Source organism: Streptomyces sp. NPDC002926 (assembly GCF_053591755.1).
The window spans coordinates 226,461-242,399 of sequence record NZ_JBSFUK010000003.1; the positions used below are offsets into that span (position 1 = coordinate 226,461).

General features: G+C 71.0%; 15 protein-coding genes. 4 read left to right on the plus strand and 11 right to left on the minus strand.

Translation table 11 applies throughout. From position 1 onward, the window contains the following. Nucleotides 1-2: 2 nt before the first annotated feature. The 4 genes from ACWDZ6_RS07400 to ACWDZ6_RS07415 all read right to left on the minus strand — a co-directional run bounded on the left by ACWDZ6_RS07400 (nucleotide 3) and on the right by ACWDZ6_RS07415 (nucleotide 4,963). Nucleotides 3-821 (minus strand): FadR/GntR family transcriptional regulator, encoded by an 819-nt coding sequence (locus tag ACWDZ6_RS07400; protein ID WP_451502090.1) that lies wholly within the window; start codon nucleotides 819-821, stop codon nucleotides 3-5. Between the two features lie 165 nt (nucleotides 822-986). Next, nucleotides 987-2,969 carry a DUF5107 domain-containing protein gene (locus tag ACWDZ6_RS07405; RefSeq protein WP_451502091.1) on the minus strand — a complete coding sequence of 661 codons (1,983 nt, stop codon included), beginning with the start codon at nucleotides 2,967-2,969 and terminating at the stop codon, nucleotides 987-989. A 106-nt stretch (nucleotides 2,970-3,075) separates the two neighbouring features. Then, entirely contained in the window at nucleotides 3,076-3,975 is a 900-nt protein-coding gene (locus ACWDZ6_RS07410; RefSeq protein WP_451502092.1) for an arginase family protein, read from the minus strand. A 274-nt stretch (nucleotides 3,976-4,249) separates the two neighbouring features. Next, nucleotides 4,250-4,963, minus strand: a complete 714-nt coding sequence (locus tag ACWDZ6_RS07415) for an SDR family NAD(P)-dependent oxidoreductase (protein ID WP_451502093.1) — start codon at nucleotides 4,961-4,963, stop codon at nucleotides 4,250-4,252. Between the two features lie 313 nt (nucleotides 4,964-5,276). On the opposite strand from ACWDZ6_RS07415, the gene ACWDZ6_RS07420 reads away from it, so the two are divergent. Beyond that, entirely contained in the window at nucleotides 5,277-6,299 is a 1,023-nt protein-coding gene (locus tag ACWDZ6_RS07420) for an alcohol dehydrogenase (RefSeq protein WP_451502094.1), read from the plus strand. Nucleotides 6,300-6,421: 122 nt separating this feature from the next. Beyond that, nucleotides 6,422-6,724 (plus strand): muconolactone Delta-isomerase family protein, encoded by a 303-nt coding sequence (locus tag ACWDZ6_RS07425; protein WP_451502334.1) that lies wholly within the window; start codon nucleotides 6,422-6,424, stop codon nucleotides 6,722-6,724. 219 nt (nucleotides 6,725-6,943) lie between these two features. Here ACWDZ6_RS07425 and ACWDZ6_RS07430 read toward each other — a convergent pair whose 3' ends face one another. Beyond that, the gene (locus tag ACWDZ6_RS07430) at nucleotides 6,944-7,492 is read right to left on the minus strand and encodes a GNAT family N-acetyltransferase (protein ID WP_451502095.1); all 549 of its coding nucleotides are present in this window, start codon (nucleotides 7,490-7,492) and stop codon (nucleotides 6,944-6,946) included. A gap of 23 nt (nucleotides 7,493-7,515) precedes the next feature. Next, nucleotides 7,516-7,758, minus strand: coding sequence for a lipopolysaccharide assembly protein LapA domain-containing protein (locus tag ACWDZ6_RS07435; protein WP_389180974.1), 243 nt, complete (start codon nucleotides 7,756-7,758; stop codon nucleotides 7,516-7,518). A gap of 167 nt (nucleotides 7,759-7,925) precedes the next feature. Here ACWDZ6_RS07435 and ACWDZ6_RS07440 point away from each other — a divergent pair, with 167 nt between their 5' ends. Continuing rightward, nucleotides 7,926-8,672 (plus strand): GntR family transcriptional regulator, encoded by a 747-nt coding sequence (locus ACWDZ6_RS07440; RefSeq protein WP_451502096.1) that lies wholly within the window; start codon nucleotides 7,926-7,928, stop codon nucleotides 8,670-8,672. Nucleotides 8,673-8,750: 78 nt separating this feature from the next. Further along, nucleotides 8,751-9,818, plus strand: coding sequence for an adenosine deaminase (locus ACWDZ6_RS07445; protein ID WP_451502097.1), 1,068 nt, complete (start codon nucleotides 8,751-8,753; stop codon nucleotides 9,816-9,818). 118 nt (nucleotides 9,819-9,936) lie between these two features. Here ACWDZ6_RS07445 and ACWDZ6_RS07450 read toward each other — a convergent pair whose 3' ends face one another. From ACWDZ6_RS07450 to ACWDZ6_RS07470, 5 genes are all read right to left on the minus strand, one after another. Then, complete coding sequence (locus ACWDZ6_RS07450) at nucleotides 9,937-10,896, minus strand: S66 peptidase family protein (RefSeq protein ID WP_451502335.1); 960 nt, start codon at nucleotides 10,894-10,896, stop codon at nucleotides 9,937-9,939. 2 nt (nucleotides 10,897-10,898) lie between these two features. Further along, nucleotides 10,899-12,902 (minus strand): prolyl oligopeptidase family serine peptidase, encoded by a 2,004-nt coding sequence (locus tag ACWDZ6_RS07455; protein ID WP_451502098.1) that lies wholly within the window; start codon nucleotides 12,900-12,902, stop codon nucleotides 10,899-10,901. Nucleotides 12,903-12,914: 12 nt separating this feature from the next. Continuing rightward, nucleotides 12,915-14,249, minus strand: a complete 1,335-nt coding sequence (locus ACWDZ6_RS07460; RefSeq protein WP_451502099.1) for a M20/M25/M40 family metallo-hydrolase — start codon at nucleotides 14,247-14,249, stop codon at nucleotides 12,915-12,917. After that, a complete protein-coding gene (locus ACWDZ6_RS07465) occupies nucleotides 14,242-15,075 on the minus strand; it encodes a M55 family metallopeptidase (protein ID WP_366734508.1) in 834 nt (277 codons plus the stop codon). Before ACWDZ6_RS07465 ends, ACWDZ6_RS07460 begins: the two co-directional genes overlap by 8 nt. Before the next feature lie 134 nt (nucleotides 15,076-15,209). Then, nucleotides 15,210-15,935 (minus strand): class I SAM-dependent methyltransferase, encoded by a 726-nt coding sequence (locus ACWDZ6_RS07470; RefSeq protein ID WP_366734509.1) that lies wholly within the window; start codon nucleotides 15,933-15,935, stop codon nucleotides 15,210-15,212. Between the last annotated feature and the right edge of the window lie 4 nt (nucleotides 15,936-15,939).

A 15,939-nucleotide genomic window follows, 5' to 3' on the forward strand; every position in this document is an offset into this window, starting at 1 on the left:
GCTCAGCTTCCGGTGTTCTCGTCGCTGTCGCGCCGGGTCTTGTCGTCTCCGTCGCGCCGGGTGTTCTCGTCGCTGTCGCGTCTGGTGCCCCGGTGCTCAGGAGGCTCTTGCGCGCCGCTCCGGTGGGGCGGCCGCACGATGGTGGTCAGCGTCGACTCGACGCGCGCCAGATGGTGCGTCATGGCTTCCACGGCGTCGTGCTCGGAACTGTCGAGAAGCGCCTCGACGATCGCGCGGTGCTCCCTGTTCGACTGCTCGCGCCGGCCGCCGAGCTCGTTGAGGAACGCCGACTGGCGGGCCAGCGCGTCGCGGATCTCCTCGATGACTCTGCGGAAAACCGGGTTCTGGGCCGCCTGGGCGACCGCGAGGTGGAAGAGCGTGTCCATCGCCACCCACGCGGTGGTGTCCGTCTCCCGTTCCATCCGCTCCAGCAGATGAGAGATGTGGTCGAGATCCTCGGGGGTACGCCGCAGGGCCGCGTACCCGGCCACCGGGATTTCCACGTGCCGGCGGACCTCGAGAAGGTCGCTGGCCGAGTAGTCGCCGAAGGTCGGGTCCTCCACCGGACCGTTGGAGAGGACAAAGGTGCCCTTGCCGGTACGCGAGACGGTGAGGCCCATCGTCTGCAGCGCACGCAGAGCCTCACGCAGTACGGGCCTGCTCACTTCCAGACGCCGGCAGAGTTCCGCCTCCGAGGGCAGCTTCTCCCCCACGGCGTAGTCGCCCCGCTCGATGGCTCCGCGCAAGTGCGTCAGCACCGCTTCGAGCGCACTGATCCGCCGGGGCACATCACCAGCTGTCTGGCTGTCTGACAGGTTCACCCTGGAATCGTCAACCGTACGAGGGGCAACTGTCAAGAGGCGGCACGACTCGCCGCGGCCGGATCGCGCGCGGCGCCACCGGGGACGGGCAGGACGGACACCGCCCGCCCTTCCGTTCCCGGCAGGAACCCGGAAGTCACCGCGCCCGCCCCCGCCGCCCCCGGGTTAACTCGGGCGCGGCCGCTGAGGCCGCATCCGGTAGTCGTACGTCTCCGGCAGCGGCTCGTCGGTGAGCGCCGACCACACCTCGTCCAGGATCTCCGTCCCCTCGCGCAGGTCCGCCACCTCGAAACCCGCCTCGAAGACGGCGCGGGCCTCGTCCGTGCGGCCCTCGGCGATCAGCAGCTGAGCGTCGATGAGGCGGAAGCGGCCGCGCTGCTGCACCGCCGGACGCAGCCGGGACCAGACCGCGCGGGCCTCGGCGGTACGGAGGACCGCGAGCAGTGCGGCGATCGCCTCCCGGCCGAGGGCCGCCGTCGCCGCCGTCCAGGACTCCCCGTCGTCGCGGCGCTCCTCGCAGAGGTCGTCGAAGGCTTCGGCATAGCGCTCGGCGGCCCGTACGGCATTGCCGCCTTCCTGGTCGGCGACGGCCAGGCAGCGCAGCAAGGGCCAGCGGGACGGGGCGAGTTCGAGGCCGCGTTCCCAGCTGCGGACGGCCTGAGCGAGGTCGCCCGCGTGCCACTGGGCGATGCCGAGGTGGTACTCGGTCAGCGGGTCGGCGGGGGCGGTTTCCAGCATGTCGCGCCAGTGCTGTGCGACGAGCGAGGGTCCTGGCGGAGCGACCCTGCGGGGCGCGGGGAAGACACCGGTCCTCAGCAACTCCTGCCAGGGTGCCTGTTCTTCGCCGAGTGTCGACTCGGCGAAGGGCGTGCCGGGCAGCTTGTGCCGTTCACGCAGCACCTCGAGCGCGCCCCAGCCGGAGCCGGTGGCCAGCCACTCGGTCGGCTCGGTGTCCGCATACGGCCGCCATGCCTCGTACGCGGCGTCCACCGCCGCGCGGGGCAGCGCCTCGGACAGCCGGGTCTCGACCTCGGCGCGCGCCGCGCCCCAGCCCTCGCCGTGCACCGTCTCCGGGTCGGCGTCGAGCGGTCCGTACGACTCCAGCCAGCTGAACTCCTCGCCCCCGTCCAGGCGTAGGTGCTCCAGCTGGGTCCGGGCGAGCCCGGCCTGGATCTCGGCGTAACCGGTCGAGCCGGGCTCGGTCAGCCACTGCTGCCAGCGGCGTCCGCCGCGCCCCGAGCCCCAGAGGAAGAGCTTGCGGCCGCGCAGCGCATCGGTCGAGGTCTGTACGAGCCCCTTCCCGTCGGCGTCGAGCGAGGCGATCCACTTACGGGCCTCGGCCGGCACCTCGTAGAAGTAGTCGGCGGGATACTCGCTGCGCAGCGGGTACGTGCGGTCCTCACCCTCGAACTCCGGCACCGGAACCCGGCGCAGGCTGCGCTCGTATCCGAAGTGCCAGGCTTCATCGGCGGGTGCGAGCACGCGCGTGGTCCCGTGCTCCTCGACGGCGATGTTGGACCACCAGTAGACGGGCGCGGGCCTCTCGTGCGGATTCCGGATCCGCACGCCGACATGGAGGAACTCGGAGTCCGCAGGCAGCCACAGATCGACCTGGAACGGCAGATCGCGCAGCCGCTCCCACTCCCAGAGCCGTACCATCCGACCGCCGTCGGGGGCCGGTACGAGTGCGGCGTGCAGCGGGGCACAGGAGAGCGTGGTGTGGCCGGTGGCGCCGATGTTCCACTCGATGCCACCGGAGAACCAGGCACCGTTGAGCGCGAAGTCCGCGGGCTGGAACACCGGGTTGCGGTAGAGGAGTTCACGCCCGGTCGGCTTGTGGTGCAGCGAGTGGATCCGGCCGCCGAGGCCCGGCAGCACAGTGGCCCGCAGCCGTTCGTTCTCGATCACGATCGCGTCGAGGTCCGTGTGCGTGCGCTCACGGCCGTACCCGTCGAGCACCCGCACCGGCAGCAGGGTGCGCAGCGGCTCGTATCCGATCTGCCGTGCCATCTCGCGCGGCAGCTCCCCTTTGGCGCGCTCGTCGAGAGAGTGCATCTCGTCCAGCGGCCGCAGGGCGGGCAGCGGGTTCGCCGGCCCCACCGGGGCTGCGGGCACGGTCAGGACGGTACGCCGCACAGTGGTGGCCAAGGCAACCTCGCTTCGCTCGCGCGGGCCGCCGGCAGCTCCTGATGGACCGGCACCCCCGGCGACCATGGAACACGGTGTGCTCTGCACTGACCAGGGGCTCAGTGGGTCAGTCTTCGGCAAAGGCGCCCACGATCAGATCGGCGAACATCTCGCCCGCCGTGCCCTCCGGGTCGAGGTCGGGGTCGTAGACGGTCACGTTCAGCCCCACGCAGCGCGGAGAGCGCAGCAACACCTTGAGCAGCTGGCCGAGTTCGGGCGGCAGCAGTCCTTCCGGATCGGGGCTGTCGACGGCGGGCATCACGCTCGGGTCCAGCACGTCCGCGTCCAGATGCACCCAGAATCCGTCGAGCACCGGTACTTCGAGGGTCTGTACGACGGCTCCGGCGAGTTCCGCCGGGCCCCATTCGCGCAGTCCCCGCACGGTCACCGTCGGGATCTTCAACTCCGCGAGCTCGGAACGGTCTTCGTCGAAGCAGTCCCGGATCCCGAACAGCCGCACATCCTCGTCGCGCAGATAGGGCCTGAGCCCCTCCAGGTTCGTCAGATCCTCCTGGCCACGACCGGTCGCCAGCGCCAGCTCCTCACCGGCGGCGGCCCCGACCCGATCGGAGTTGCCGGGGTGTCTGAAGTCGGCGGACGCGTCGACCGAGGCCAGCCCGTATCTGCCGAGACGGCGCAGCGCGAGCGAGGCGCCGAGCTGGATCGAGCAGTCTCCGCCGAGGACCAGCGGGAAGTCACCGGCCCGCACATGACGCTCGATCCGGTCGGCGAGACGACGGGTGTACGAGGCGATGGCGGCGGCGTTGAAGACCCCGTCGCCCTCCTGCCAGTCGCCGCGGTCGTAGCGCGGCGGTACGACGACGCCGCCTTCGAACGCCCCGAGCCGCTGCACGATCCGCTGCTCACCCAGGGCGCCGGCGAGCTTGTAGCAGCCGGGAACGGCGCCCGGGGCCGGGGGCCGCAGGCCCAGATTCGAGGGGGCGTCGACGACCACGATATTCCGCATGCGGTCCATCCTCACCGCCGCACTCCGCATCTTCAATGCGTTCCACGAGCGGAAGGCAGCCAGAGGGATCGCGGGACCTGGGCCGCGCCCGCGAGTCGCGCCGGCCTGCTGTTGGGGGCTCCGGAACACGCTGCAGAGGACCGCGGTCACTATGGTTCGGTGAAGGTCTGCCCGGCCGTGGGCGGGACGCGACACGGCAGCAGGAGCGAGCACGGTCGGCTCCTCGCCGGGGCACCGGTCTCGCACCGGAAGCCGGTGTCGGACACTCGCATGGTCAGTGCCCCGCGCTCCGGCCGCCGTCGACGTGCAGGATCTCTCCGGTGACGAACGAGGCGTTCTCGAGGTAGACGATCGCTTCGACGACGTCGTCGATCTCGCCCATCAGGCCGATCGGCTGGAGCGCGGCGAGGGCCTCGTACGTCGCGGCCGGATACGTCTGAGTGCGGATGGTGCCGAGCGCGACAGTGTTGACCCGGATGCCACGGGCCGCGTACTCGATCGCCAGCGCCTTGGTGACGGCGTTCAGCCCGCCTTTTGTCAGCGACGCGAGCGCTGAGGGCCGCTGCGAGTCGGCATGGTCGACCAGACTGGTGGAGATGTTCACCAGGTGGCCGCCGCCGTCGCGGGAGAGCATGGCGGCGACGGCGCTGCGGGAGAACTCGAAGAAGCCGCGCAGGTTCACCCCGGCCACGGCGTCGTAGTCCGCGTCGGTGTAGTCGGTGAACGGCTTGGCGATGAAGATTCCGGCGTTGTTGACGAGCGTGTCGATCCGGCCGAACCGCGCAAGAGTCGCGTCGACGACGCGGGCGCCGACGCCCGGCTGGGCCACGTCGCCACGCACGGTCAGTACCTCGGGATCGCTCGAGTCGCCGATGGAGCGGGAGGTCGCGGCGACCCCGTAGCCGAGCTCGCGGTAGGCGGTGACAAGGGCGGCTCCGATGCCTTGGGAAGCGCCGGTGATGACGGCGACCTTCTGCGCGGTGCTCATAACCAGAGGGTCACTGACTTCTGTATCGGCAGCACCTGCAACCTGGATCGCGGCGCGCGGCACCCGCACCGCGGAGATCAAGGCTGCGGGGACCGGGATCGGGGCTGCGGGAGACCGGGGATCGGGCCCGGCACCGGCCGGTGTCCGCCCGGCGACATGTCCGTGGCCTCGTCCCCGGCGCGGTGCGTCAGGCGCCCTTACCCGACGCCTGATGCCGAGTGCTCACCTGCTTGTTTCGGCGCGCGTGATCGGGTTTGACCTGGTCTGCTGGTTCTGGGGGCGCCGTTGTACCCGTACCCCTGGAGAGATTCGGATGAGTACTTATCGAGTGGCGCAGGTGGCCGCTTCCGGCGGTCCGTTGGAGATCGTCGAGCGTGAGGTACAGCGCCCGGGCCCAGGCCACGTACGGATTGCCGTGGAGGCCTGCGGGGTCTGCCACAGCGACGCCGCTTTCGTGAACGCCATGCTGCCGGGCGTCCGGTTTCCGCTGGTCGCCGGGCATGAGATCGCCGGGCGCATCGAGGAGATCGGCGAGGGAACGTACAGCGGCTGGCGGGTGGGCGACCGGGTGGCGGTGGGCTGGTTCGGCGGCAGCTGCGGCCACTGCAGGCCCTGCAGACAGGGCGACTTCATCGTGTGCGAGAACCTGAAGGTTCCAGGATGGGCGTACGACGGGGGGTACGCCGAGAAGGTGGTCGCACCGGCCGACGCCCTGGCCCGGATCCCCGACACACTCCCGGCGACCGATGCGGCTCCTTTGGGCTGTGCGGGCGTGACGACGTTCAACGGGCTGCGGCGCAGTTCCGCGCGACCGGGCGATCTGGTCGCCGTACTCGGCATCGGCGGTCTCGGCCACCTGGGGGTGAAATATGCGGCCGCCATGGGCTTCGAGACCGTGGCCGTCGCCCGGGGCGCAGACAAGGCCGACTTCGCCAGGAAGCTCGGCGCCCACCACTACATCGACAGCACGGCGGACACCCCCGTCGCGGACGCGCTGCTGTCCCTCGGCGGGGCCAAGGTCGTCCTGGCGACCGCCGCGAACTCCGAGGCCATCACGGCGACCCTGGAGGGGCTGTCTCCCCGCGGCGAACTTGTGGTCATCGGCGCGGCCGCCGAGCCGCTGGGCATCAGCCCCAACCAGCTGCTTCTGAGCGGCAAGATCATCCGCGGCCACCCTTCCGGCACCGCCCAGGACGTGCAGGACACCATGGCGTTCAGCGCCCTGCACGGGATCCGCCCGATGACCGAGATCGTGCCGTTGGACCAGGCCGATGAGGCGTACCGAAAGATGATGTCCGGCGCCGCCCGCTTCCGAATGGTGCTGACCACCCCCTGACGTTGCAGGTGCCGGTGGGATGAGAATCCTTGGGCTTCACCCGAGACGGACTGACAGACCGCTTGGTCGTGGTGACCGCCGGCAGGACAGCCACCGTCGCCCGCATGGACACGGAGAAGGTCATGAAGGAGTTCCTGGTCGAGATCACCACCAGCATCCCCGAGGGCACGCCCCCGGCCGAGGTCGACCGGCGCCGCGCCGCCGAAGCCGTCCGCGCCAGGGAACTGGCCGCCGCCGGTCATCTGGTGCGGCTATGGCGCCCCGTCGGCGAGCTGCGCAGCATCGGCCTGTGGCGCGCCGACGACGAGACCGAGTTGCACGCGAAGGTGCTGGACACGCTTCCCCTGCGCTCGTGGATGACGACCGTGGTCACCGCGGTCGAGTCCCACCCCAACGACCCGGGCAGGGCCGACACCATCGCGTGACCGTCCCACCCGCGGCGTGTGGCCGGCTCCGGCGGGTGGCCGGGCGGAGTGGCTTTGGGCCGGAGCTGCCATGGGGCGAGGGATCATGGCCCATGCCGCCGGCCGCGGGGCGCAAGACGTATTCGTCCCGCGCGAACCGTGCCGCTCGTCGGCCGGGGATCCGCTGCACGACCCCCGAACCGGCCGCAAGACCTGCTGAGGGGCAGGGCTCCTTGCGCTTCAGCGCTTCAGCATCTCCGTGGTGATGGCCCAGCGCTGGTGGTCGCGCCAGGCCCCGTCGATGAAGAGGAAGTCGGGCGAGAAACCCTCGAGCCGGAAGCCCGCGCCGCGTACGAGGCCGATCGAAGCCTCGTTGCCCGGCTGGATGTTGGCCTCCAGCCGGTGCAGACCCATCGGGCCGAAGGCGTAGCGCAGAACCAGGCCGAGGCCTTCGCGCATCAGACCTCTGCCGACGGCGTGCGCGAAGGCGCCGTAGCCGATCGCCCCGCTGCGGAAGCCGCCTTCGACGATGTTGTTGACGTTGATGAAGCCCGCGATCCTGCCGGAGTCGCGCGCGCAGACCAGGAAGCCGGCCTTCGTCGGGTCCTCGATGAGTTTCCGCGCGTACACCGCGTACATCTGCGCCGAGACGGGCGGGAAGAGCCAGGGCCGGTGGTGCTCGCTGCTCCGGCTCGCCAGCTCCGTGAATTCCTCGCTGTCCCCGTACTCGTAGTGGCGTATGCCGACCCGCGGACCCGCGGCGAGGTAGGGGGTGGAGGTCTCGGGCATCGCGCCAGACTAACCGGGTGCTTTCACCGGGAGCGCCGGCGGAAGAAGATGCCGCCGCACAGGGCGCCGATCACGAAGGTCGCGAGGAGGCCCAGGTAGAGGGGCATGGTCACTTCCGGAATCAGCAGACGGATCCTGACCTTCTGGGTGTTCTCGAAGATGAAGACGATGGCGAGGATCGCGAGCACGCCGCCGGTGATCATGGCGGGCGTGAGCCGGGGCCCGGCGCCGGCCTTCCTGCTGCTCGGTGCTTCCCTGTAGCTCATGGGACCAGCATGAACGGATCCCGGTCCCCTGAGGGCGGTGGAGCGGGCCGTACGGGTGAGCCGTGCCGTCCGTCAGTGGCGGGCGAGGACCGGCTGCGGCCCGCCTTGTCAGACAAGCTAGGCTCAAAAAGATCGAAGATCCGCAGGTGCAGAACCGAGGAGGATCGGTGGCAGTCACCGGACAGCAGCGTAGGCCGGTCGTCGTCCTGTACGAGCGGATCGCGGACGCCATCCACGAAGGCACCTATCCCCCGGGCTCCACGCTCCCGTCCGAGCCCCGGCTCGCCGCCGAACTGGGAGTCAGCCGGCCGGCGCTGCGCGAGGCACTGCTGCTGCTCCAGGAGGACGGGCTGCTCACGGTGCGCCGCGGGGTCGGCAGGACCGTCAACGACCGGCCGCCTCGGCGCGGTTACGAACACATCCAGCCGCTGGAGGACCTGTTGTCCACCGGCACCCCGCTCCGCCTGCGACCGCTGCTGCGCGCCGTCGAGGAGCCCACGGACTTCACCACTCAGCATCTGCTCGCACCGGCCGGTGCGGAGCTGCGGTTCTGGGAGTCACTGCTGATCGGAGAGGGTACGGCGGCGGCGCTCAGCCAGGAGTGGGCGGCCGCGGAGCAGGTGCTGGACAAGGCGCATCCGGCGTTCGCCGCGGCTCTGCGGGCCGTCCCCGCACCGGCCACCTCGATGCTCGCGGTGCTGTCCGGGGCCTCTCGCGGTGTGATGCTCACCGCACACAGCGGGGTGAGCGCCACGCTGCTCGGACAGCGCCGCGGAGAGCAGCTGGGCCGGCCGGCCGACACCCCTGCCGTGCTGGTCACGCAGGTGGTACGAGTCGAGGACACGCCGATCATGGCGGCCAAGCACATGCTGCCGAGCGGGGCGCCCGCCCTGCCCGTGATCCAGTCGAACTGACAGCTCTACCGACGGCCGGCCGAGCCGGGAGACGGCTGTCACGGCGCCGCGGCCGGACGTGCCGTACACTCCCGGGCCATGCACTTGTCTGACATCTCGCGCGCGCCCAAGGCCGTGCTCCACGACCACCTGGACGGCGGTCTGCGCCCCGCCACGATCATCGAGCTGGCCCGGGAGTGCGGCTACCGCGAGCTGCCCACCGAGGACCCGGCCGCACTCGCGATCTGGTTCCGCGACGCCGCGGACTCCGGCTCGCTCGAGCGGTATCTGGAGACCTTCGCCCACACCTGCGCGGTGATGCAGACCCGCGAAGCGCTGCGGCGGATCGCGGCCGAGTGCGCGGAGGACCTGGCGGCGGACGGAGTCGTCTACGCCGAGGTGCGCTACGCCCCCGAGCAGCACCTGGAGCGCGGTCTGACCCTCGACGAGGTCGTCGAGGCGGTCAACGCGGGCTTCCGTGAGGGCGAGCGCCGCAGCGGCGGCCGGATCACGGTGCGTGCACTGCTCACCGGCATGCGCCACACCGAACGCTCACTGGAGATAGCCGAGTTGACGGTGGCACACCGCGAGCGCGGGGTGGCCGGCTTCGACATCGCGGGCGGCGAGATCGGCAACCCGCCGGCCCGTCATCTGCCGGCCTTCCAGCATCTGAGGCGGCACAACTGCCACTTCACGATCCATGCCGGCGAGGCCGTCGGCGCCGAATCGATCCACGAGGCGGTGCAGATCTGCGGCGCCGAGCGGATCGGGCACGGCGTCCGCATCACCGACGACATCACGGTGCACGACGACGGCACGGCGACCCTGGGCCATCTGGCCGCGTACGTACGCGACAGCCGCATCACCCTGGAGGTCTGCCCGACGTCCAACCTCCAGACGGGGGCGGCGAAGGACTACGCCACGCACCCCATCGACCTGCTGCGCCGTCTCGGCTTCCGTATCACGCTCAACGCGGACAACCGCCTGGTCTCCGGCACCACCATGAGCCAGGAGTTCCAGCACATGGTGGACGCCTTCGGCTACGGCCCCGAGGTTTTCGAGGAGTTCACCGTCGCCGCGGTCGAGTCGGCGTTCCTGCCGCTGCCGGAGCGCCGTCGGCTGATCGACGAGGTGATCCGGCCGGGGTACGCGGCGCTCGGCCGGTAACCCGGAGGACCACGCCCGGCGGCTGATCGGCAGGTTCAGCCGCCGGTCCGGGTGCGGATGTCGTTCACCGTCCTGCCCATGAGTCCCCACCGAAGGCGAGTTGGAGCGCCCGCTGGTGTCAGACCAGGGCGGGCACCTCCAGCGTCAGCGTGCACGCATCCGCGTCCAGCACTGCCGGCACCCCGAACGGCAATGTCAGCGCGGTCACCCCGTGCCCGAAGCCGAACTCCTCCACGACCGGCACGCCAAGGCCGCCGAGCCGGTCCTGCAGCACCGCACGCACCTGTTCGTACGGACCGCAGTCCACCCACGAGCCGAGCACGACACCCGCCACGTCCTCCAGCCAGCCCGAACGCAGGAGTTGGGTGAGGATCCGGTCGAGCCGGTAGTCCTCCTCCCCCACGTCCTCGATCAGCAGCAGACCACCGCGGGCCGAGGGGCGGGCGTGCGGAGTGCCGAGTTCGGCGGCGAGCAGACTGACACAGCCGCCGAGCGTGATGCCCCGGGCACGGCCGGGGACCATCGTGCGGGCTGTTTCCAGGCCGAGCGTCCGGACCGACTCGGGCTCGAAGAGCGTGGCACGCAGCGACTCCTGGGTGCGGACGTCCTGGTGGAAGGCCTGCGCGCCGACCATGGGACCGTGCAGCGTGGCCAGGCCCATCCGGACAGCGAAGGCCTCATGGAGGGCCGTTATGTCGCTGTACCCGACGAGGATCTTGGGCCCGGCCGCGCGGATCGCCGTCCAGTCGAGGAGCTCGACCATGCGCTGTGCGCCGTATCCGCCGCGGGCGCAGATCACCGCGGAGACGGACGGGTCGCACCAGGCCTCGCTCAGGTCCCGGGCCCGCTCCTCGTCCGCGCCGGCGAGATACGACAGCTCCGGGTGCCGGCCGAGGACATGAGGCATCACGACCGGATCCAGGTCCCAGCTCCGCAGGATCTTCAGACCCGCTTCGAGCCGCTCTTCGGGGACGGGGCCGCTGGGCGCCACGACGGCGACCCTGGCACCCGGCCTCAGCCGCGCGGGCCGGGCCAGGGGCCGGCGGTTCGGCGGCTGTACACCAGAAGGACTCGGCAGGGTCACTTCTTGAGCTCCAGCAGGGGGACGTCGCTGCGGACGATGCCGAAGGTCTGGGCGTAGAGGGAGAGTTCGGACTCGAGCGCGCGGACCATTGTGTCGGCCCTGCGGAAGCCATGGCCCTCGCCCTCGAAGGCGATGTACGCGTGCGGGATGCCGCGCCCCGCCATCTGTGCCAGGAAGCGCTCGCACTGCACGGGCGGGCAGATCACATCGTCGAGGCCCTGCAGCAGCAGGAACGGCGTGGTGATCCGGTCGACATGCTGCAGCGGCGAGCGCTCGCGGTAGCGGCCGGGCACGTCGGCGAGCGGGCCGATCAGCGATTCCAGGTACTGGGACTCGAAGTCATGGGTCCCGTCGGTGGCCCAGCTCGTCAGGTCGAGGATCGGATAGATGATGGTGCCGCAGGCGTACACATCGGTGGTGGTGAGGGAGGCGGCGGTGGTCCAGCCGCCCGCGCTGCCACCGCGGATCGCGAGCCGCGCCGGGTCCGCCGTGCCTTCGGCGGCCAGCGTCTCGGCGACGGCCGCGCAGTCCTCGACGTCGACGACGCCCCACTGTTCGCGCAACCGGTTGCGGTACTCCCTGCCGTAGCCGGTGGAGCCGCCGTAGTTGACCTCGGCGACGCCGATGCCGCGCGAGGTGAAGTAGGCGATCTCCAGGTCGAGGACGAGCGGGACATGACCGGTGGGGCCGCCGTGCGCCCACACCACGAACGGGGGCAGTTCGTCGTCGGGTGCGATCCGGTCCGGGCTGTGCGGCGGATAGATATGGGCGTGGATCTCGCGGTTGTCGGGACCGGCGAAGGTACGGATCTGCGGCTCCGGGTAGTACACCGGGTCCACCGGGTCGTCGTGCGCCGAGCCGATGACCCGGGTCCGCCCGGTCCTGGTGTCGAGCTCGACGACCTCGTAGGCGCTGCGCGGGCTGGCCGCGACCCCGATCGCCCGGTCTCCGTGGACGGCGAGGGTGGACGACCACTCGGTCCAGGGTCCGGCGGCATCGACGAGCTCACCGGTCTCCGGATCGAGAATCCCCAGCGCGGTGGCGCCCTTGCCGTGGATGACGGCGATCAGCCCGTTCTCCAGGGGATGGAACCACTTGAGACCGATCTTCCACAGCGGTCCGCCGAACTCCTCACCGCGACCGGGACAGAGACTCGTGCGCGCTACGGCCCCGGGCGTCGGCCCGTCGAGCCGGATGCGCTGCAGCTCCCACCAGTTGCCGAGGTCGGAGACGAAGAGCAGCGAGCCGTCCGCGGCCCAGTCGACCTGGGCGACCGACTCGTCCGTATCGCCGACGACGGGCCGCACAGCACGGAACGGCCCGCCCTCCGCCACCTCGCCGACCATCACCACCGTGCCGTCCCAGGGCATCTGCGGATGGTCCCAGGCGATCCAGGCCGCGTGCCGCCCGTCCGGCGACAGCCGGGGCCCGGTGACGAAGCGGTGCCGGTCGTCGGAGAGCTCCCGCACCGCTGCACGGTCCTCGGCGGCCGAGCCGTCCAGCGGCACGGCCGCGATCACCCGGCGTACGTCCGTGGGCGCCGCGCCGGTGAACTCCTCCAGCACGCACCAGACTTCACCGCGGTCCAGCCGGAGCTGCGGGTCGACCCAGCGCAGCCCGCCGCCGAGTGCCGACACCGGCGTGAGCGGACGGGGCCCGGCCTCGGGCGTGTCCGGCTCGTACACGTACAGCCGCTGGTCGGGGAAGTGGACGAAGACGATGAGCGGAGTGCCTTCGGCGCGCAGGTCTCCGGCCCAGGGCCGGCCCCCGTACTCGATGACTCTGCTGCGGACGTTCCACGGGGCCGGGAGCACCGACTCCTCGGCGCCGTCGGCCCGTCTGCGTATCAGGGCCCGCCGGCCGCCCTCGGTGGGGCGTGGCGCGGTCCACCACACCTCGTCGCCGACCATGCCGAGGTACTCCGGGCGCCCGTCGCGCGAGGCGGCCAGCGCCGCGTCGATCGGTGACGGCCAGGTTCCGTAGGCTCCCGTGGGTACCATTGCCGACTCCCCCTATGCGGACCGCAGATAGTGGTCAAGAACCTTCACGCCGAAGTGCAGCGCCTCGACCGGGACGCGCTCGTCGACCCCGTGGAACAGTGCCGCATAGTCGAAACCCACGGGCAGTTTCAGCGGCGAGAAGCCGTAGCCGGTGATGCCGAGCCGGGAGAACTGCTTGGCGTCGGTGCCGCCCGGCATGCAGTACGGCACGACATGGCCGTCCGGGTCGAAGCGCTCGACGGCCGCACGCAGCTTGGCGTAGGTCGGGGAGTCGACGGGTGCCTGCAGCGCCGTCTCGCGGTGGTGGAACTCCCACTCGACGTCCGGTCCGGTCAGCAGGTCCATGGTGTGGTGGAACTCGTCCTCACCGCCGGGCACCACCCGCCCGTCGACGTACGCGGTGGCGTGCCCGGGAATGACATTGATCTTGTAACCGGCTTCCAGCATGGTCGGGTTGGCGCTGTTGCGCACGGTCGGCTCGACCAGCGCGGCGGCCCGGCCCAGCTTCGCCATCAGCGCGTCCGGGTCGAATCCTGCCGCGTACGCATCGATCTCGATGCCGTGCAGCACGGCGAGCTCGGCCAGCGCGGCCCGCACGGTCGGGGTGAGCCGCACCGGCCACTGGTGCTCGCCGATCCGGGCGACGGCCGCGGCCAGCCGGCTCACCGCATTGGCGCGGTTGACCTTCGAGCCGTGGCCGGCCGTGCCGCCCGCGGTGAGCTTGAGCCATGCCGTGCCGCGCTCGCCGGCCGCGATCGGGTAGAGCGTCATCCCGTGCCCGGCGTGGAAACTGAAGGCGCCCGACTCGCTGATCCCCTCCGTGCAGCCCTCGAAGAGGCCGGGATGGTGGTCGGCGAGGAAGCCGGAGCCGTCGACGGCGCTGGCCTCCTCGTCGGCGGTGTACGCGATGACTATGTCGCGCCGGGGCCTGATGCCCGCGCGCGCCCATGCCCGTACGACCGCGAGGACCATCGAGTCCATGTTCTTCATGTCGACGGCGCCCCGGCCCCACACCACGCCGTCGCGGACCTCTCCCGAGAAGGGGTGCACGGACCAGTCGGCGGGCTCGGCGGGCACCACGTCCAGATGACCGTGGACGAGCAGCGCATCGGCGGACGGGTCGGTGCCCTCGATCCGGGCCACCACATTGGTGCGCCCGGGCGTGCGCTCGAGCAGGATGGGTTCGAGGCCGGCGCCGGCCAGCCGCTCGGCGACGTACTCCGCGGCGGGCCGCTCCTGGCAGTCCCCGCCGCCTCGGTTGGTGGTGTCGATGCGGATCAGCTCGGAGGTGAAAGTGACCACCTCGTCGAGTGCATGGCCGTCCATGGGCGTTGTCACGTCAGCCATACTGCTCCTCCACCGCCGCGGACACGATCGTCGTGACCGCTTTAAAGGTACGAATAGCCTCATACATCGTCTCGCTGGTGTACGCGACCCGCCGCTCACCGCCGCTTGTCACCCCGGGGACGACCGTAGCGGCCCCCGCGAGATGGGCCGCGTCGAACTCCAGCTCCACGGCGAACGGGCCGCCGAGCACCGGTTCGTGCCGTACGGCGAGCGCCGCGGCCTCCTTCGCGGCGGCGCGGATGTCGGAGGCGGTACGTGCCGGAGTGCGGCACACCGCCGCATACCGCGACACATGGTCCTTCACCGCGACCGTGCGGGCGTCCGGCGCATAGCCGCCGGCATCCACGCAGGTCAGGTCGTCACCGGTGACCAGCACCACCGGCACGCCGTACTCCGCGACGACATGGGCGTTGAGCAGGCCCTCGCTCGCCCGCGCGCCGTTCAGCCACACGCCGGTGATGGAGTTGGGGAGGTAGGTGTGCGCGAGCACGCCCTCCGTGCCCGCGCCGGTGTGGTAGCCGACGAAGGCGATGCCGTCCACGTCGCCGTGCTGCACGCCTTCCACCATGGACAGCGACTTGTGCTTGCCGGTGATCATCTGGGCCCGCTCGTCGAGCCGCTCGAGCAGGAGATTGCGCATGGTCCAGTGCGCTTCGTTGATGAGCACCTCGTCGGCACCGCCGTCGAAGAAGCCGAGGGCCGCCGCGTTCACATCGGAGGTGAACATGGACCGGCAGCGCTCCCACTGGGGAGTGCCCGGCAGTACATCGGCCGGCCAGGTCACACCGGTGGCGCCTTCCATGTCGGCGCTGATGAGGATCTTCACGGCATCACGGTACGCGCCGTGGAACGCAGCGGCCAGGACCGCAGCTCCGAGTGCGCCCGCCCGGCATTGCCCGGCGGGCGCGCTCCGCCGCCCGGCGCCTCATCGACAGCCGCCGGCTCGGTCCGCCGGGGGCGCTATCCGTCCCGGCCGAGGACCAGCCATTTCGACGGCAGCTCGATACGTGAGCCGTCCGGCGCGTACTCCGTTGTCGTCAGCGGCAGTTCACCGCTCGCGAGCACGGCGAGACCTGCCCTCCGGAAGAATTCCGCCACGTCCGCGTCGGCCACCACACCCGGCTGGATGCCGTGCCGGAACACCGGCTGCAGCTTGGGCGGCGGTCCCGAGGAGGCCTGCGCCAGAGTCCTCAGGTGCTGCCCGGCCGCCTCCGCGAGCTCCACCACGAAGGCGCGTCCGCGCTCACCCACCAGTGTGGCGATCGAGTCGGCCAGCGGCTGCCGGTCCTGCGCGTCGCACTGGTGGAGCACCCCGCGCATATAGACATTGGTGTCGCCGAGCTCGGCGTGCAGCTGCGCCACCATCGCCCCGTCCACCGCGTCGATCTCCCGGAACCGTGTCTCGCTCTGTTTGTCCTGCTGTCTGGCCAGCTCGATCGCGGCGGCCGAGAGATCCACGCCGAGCACCTGAGGGAAGCGATCGGCCAGGAATCGGGTCTGTGTGCCGTTGCCGCAGCCGAGATCCACCAGAGTCAGCCCGGGATCCATCACATGCGGTTCGTAGACCGCGAGATGGGGCCCCGCGGTGAGGGCCGGCTCCGCATCCCAGAAGACCGCGCCCGGCTCGCCGGGGGCCTCGCTCCAGAAGCCCTCCCAGGCGTCCTTGTACCGACTCGTCACGCTCATGACC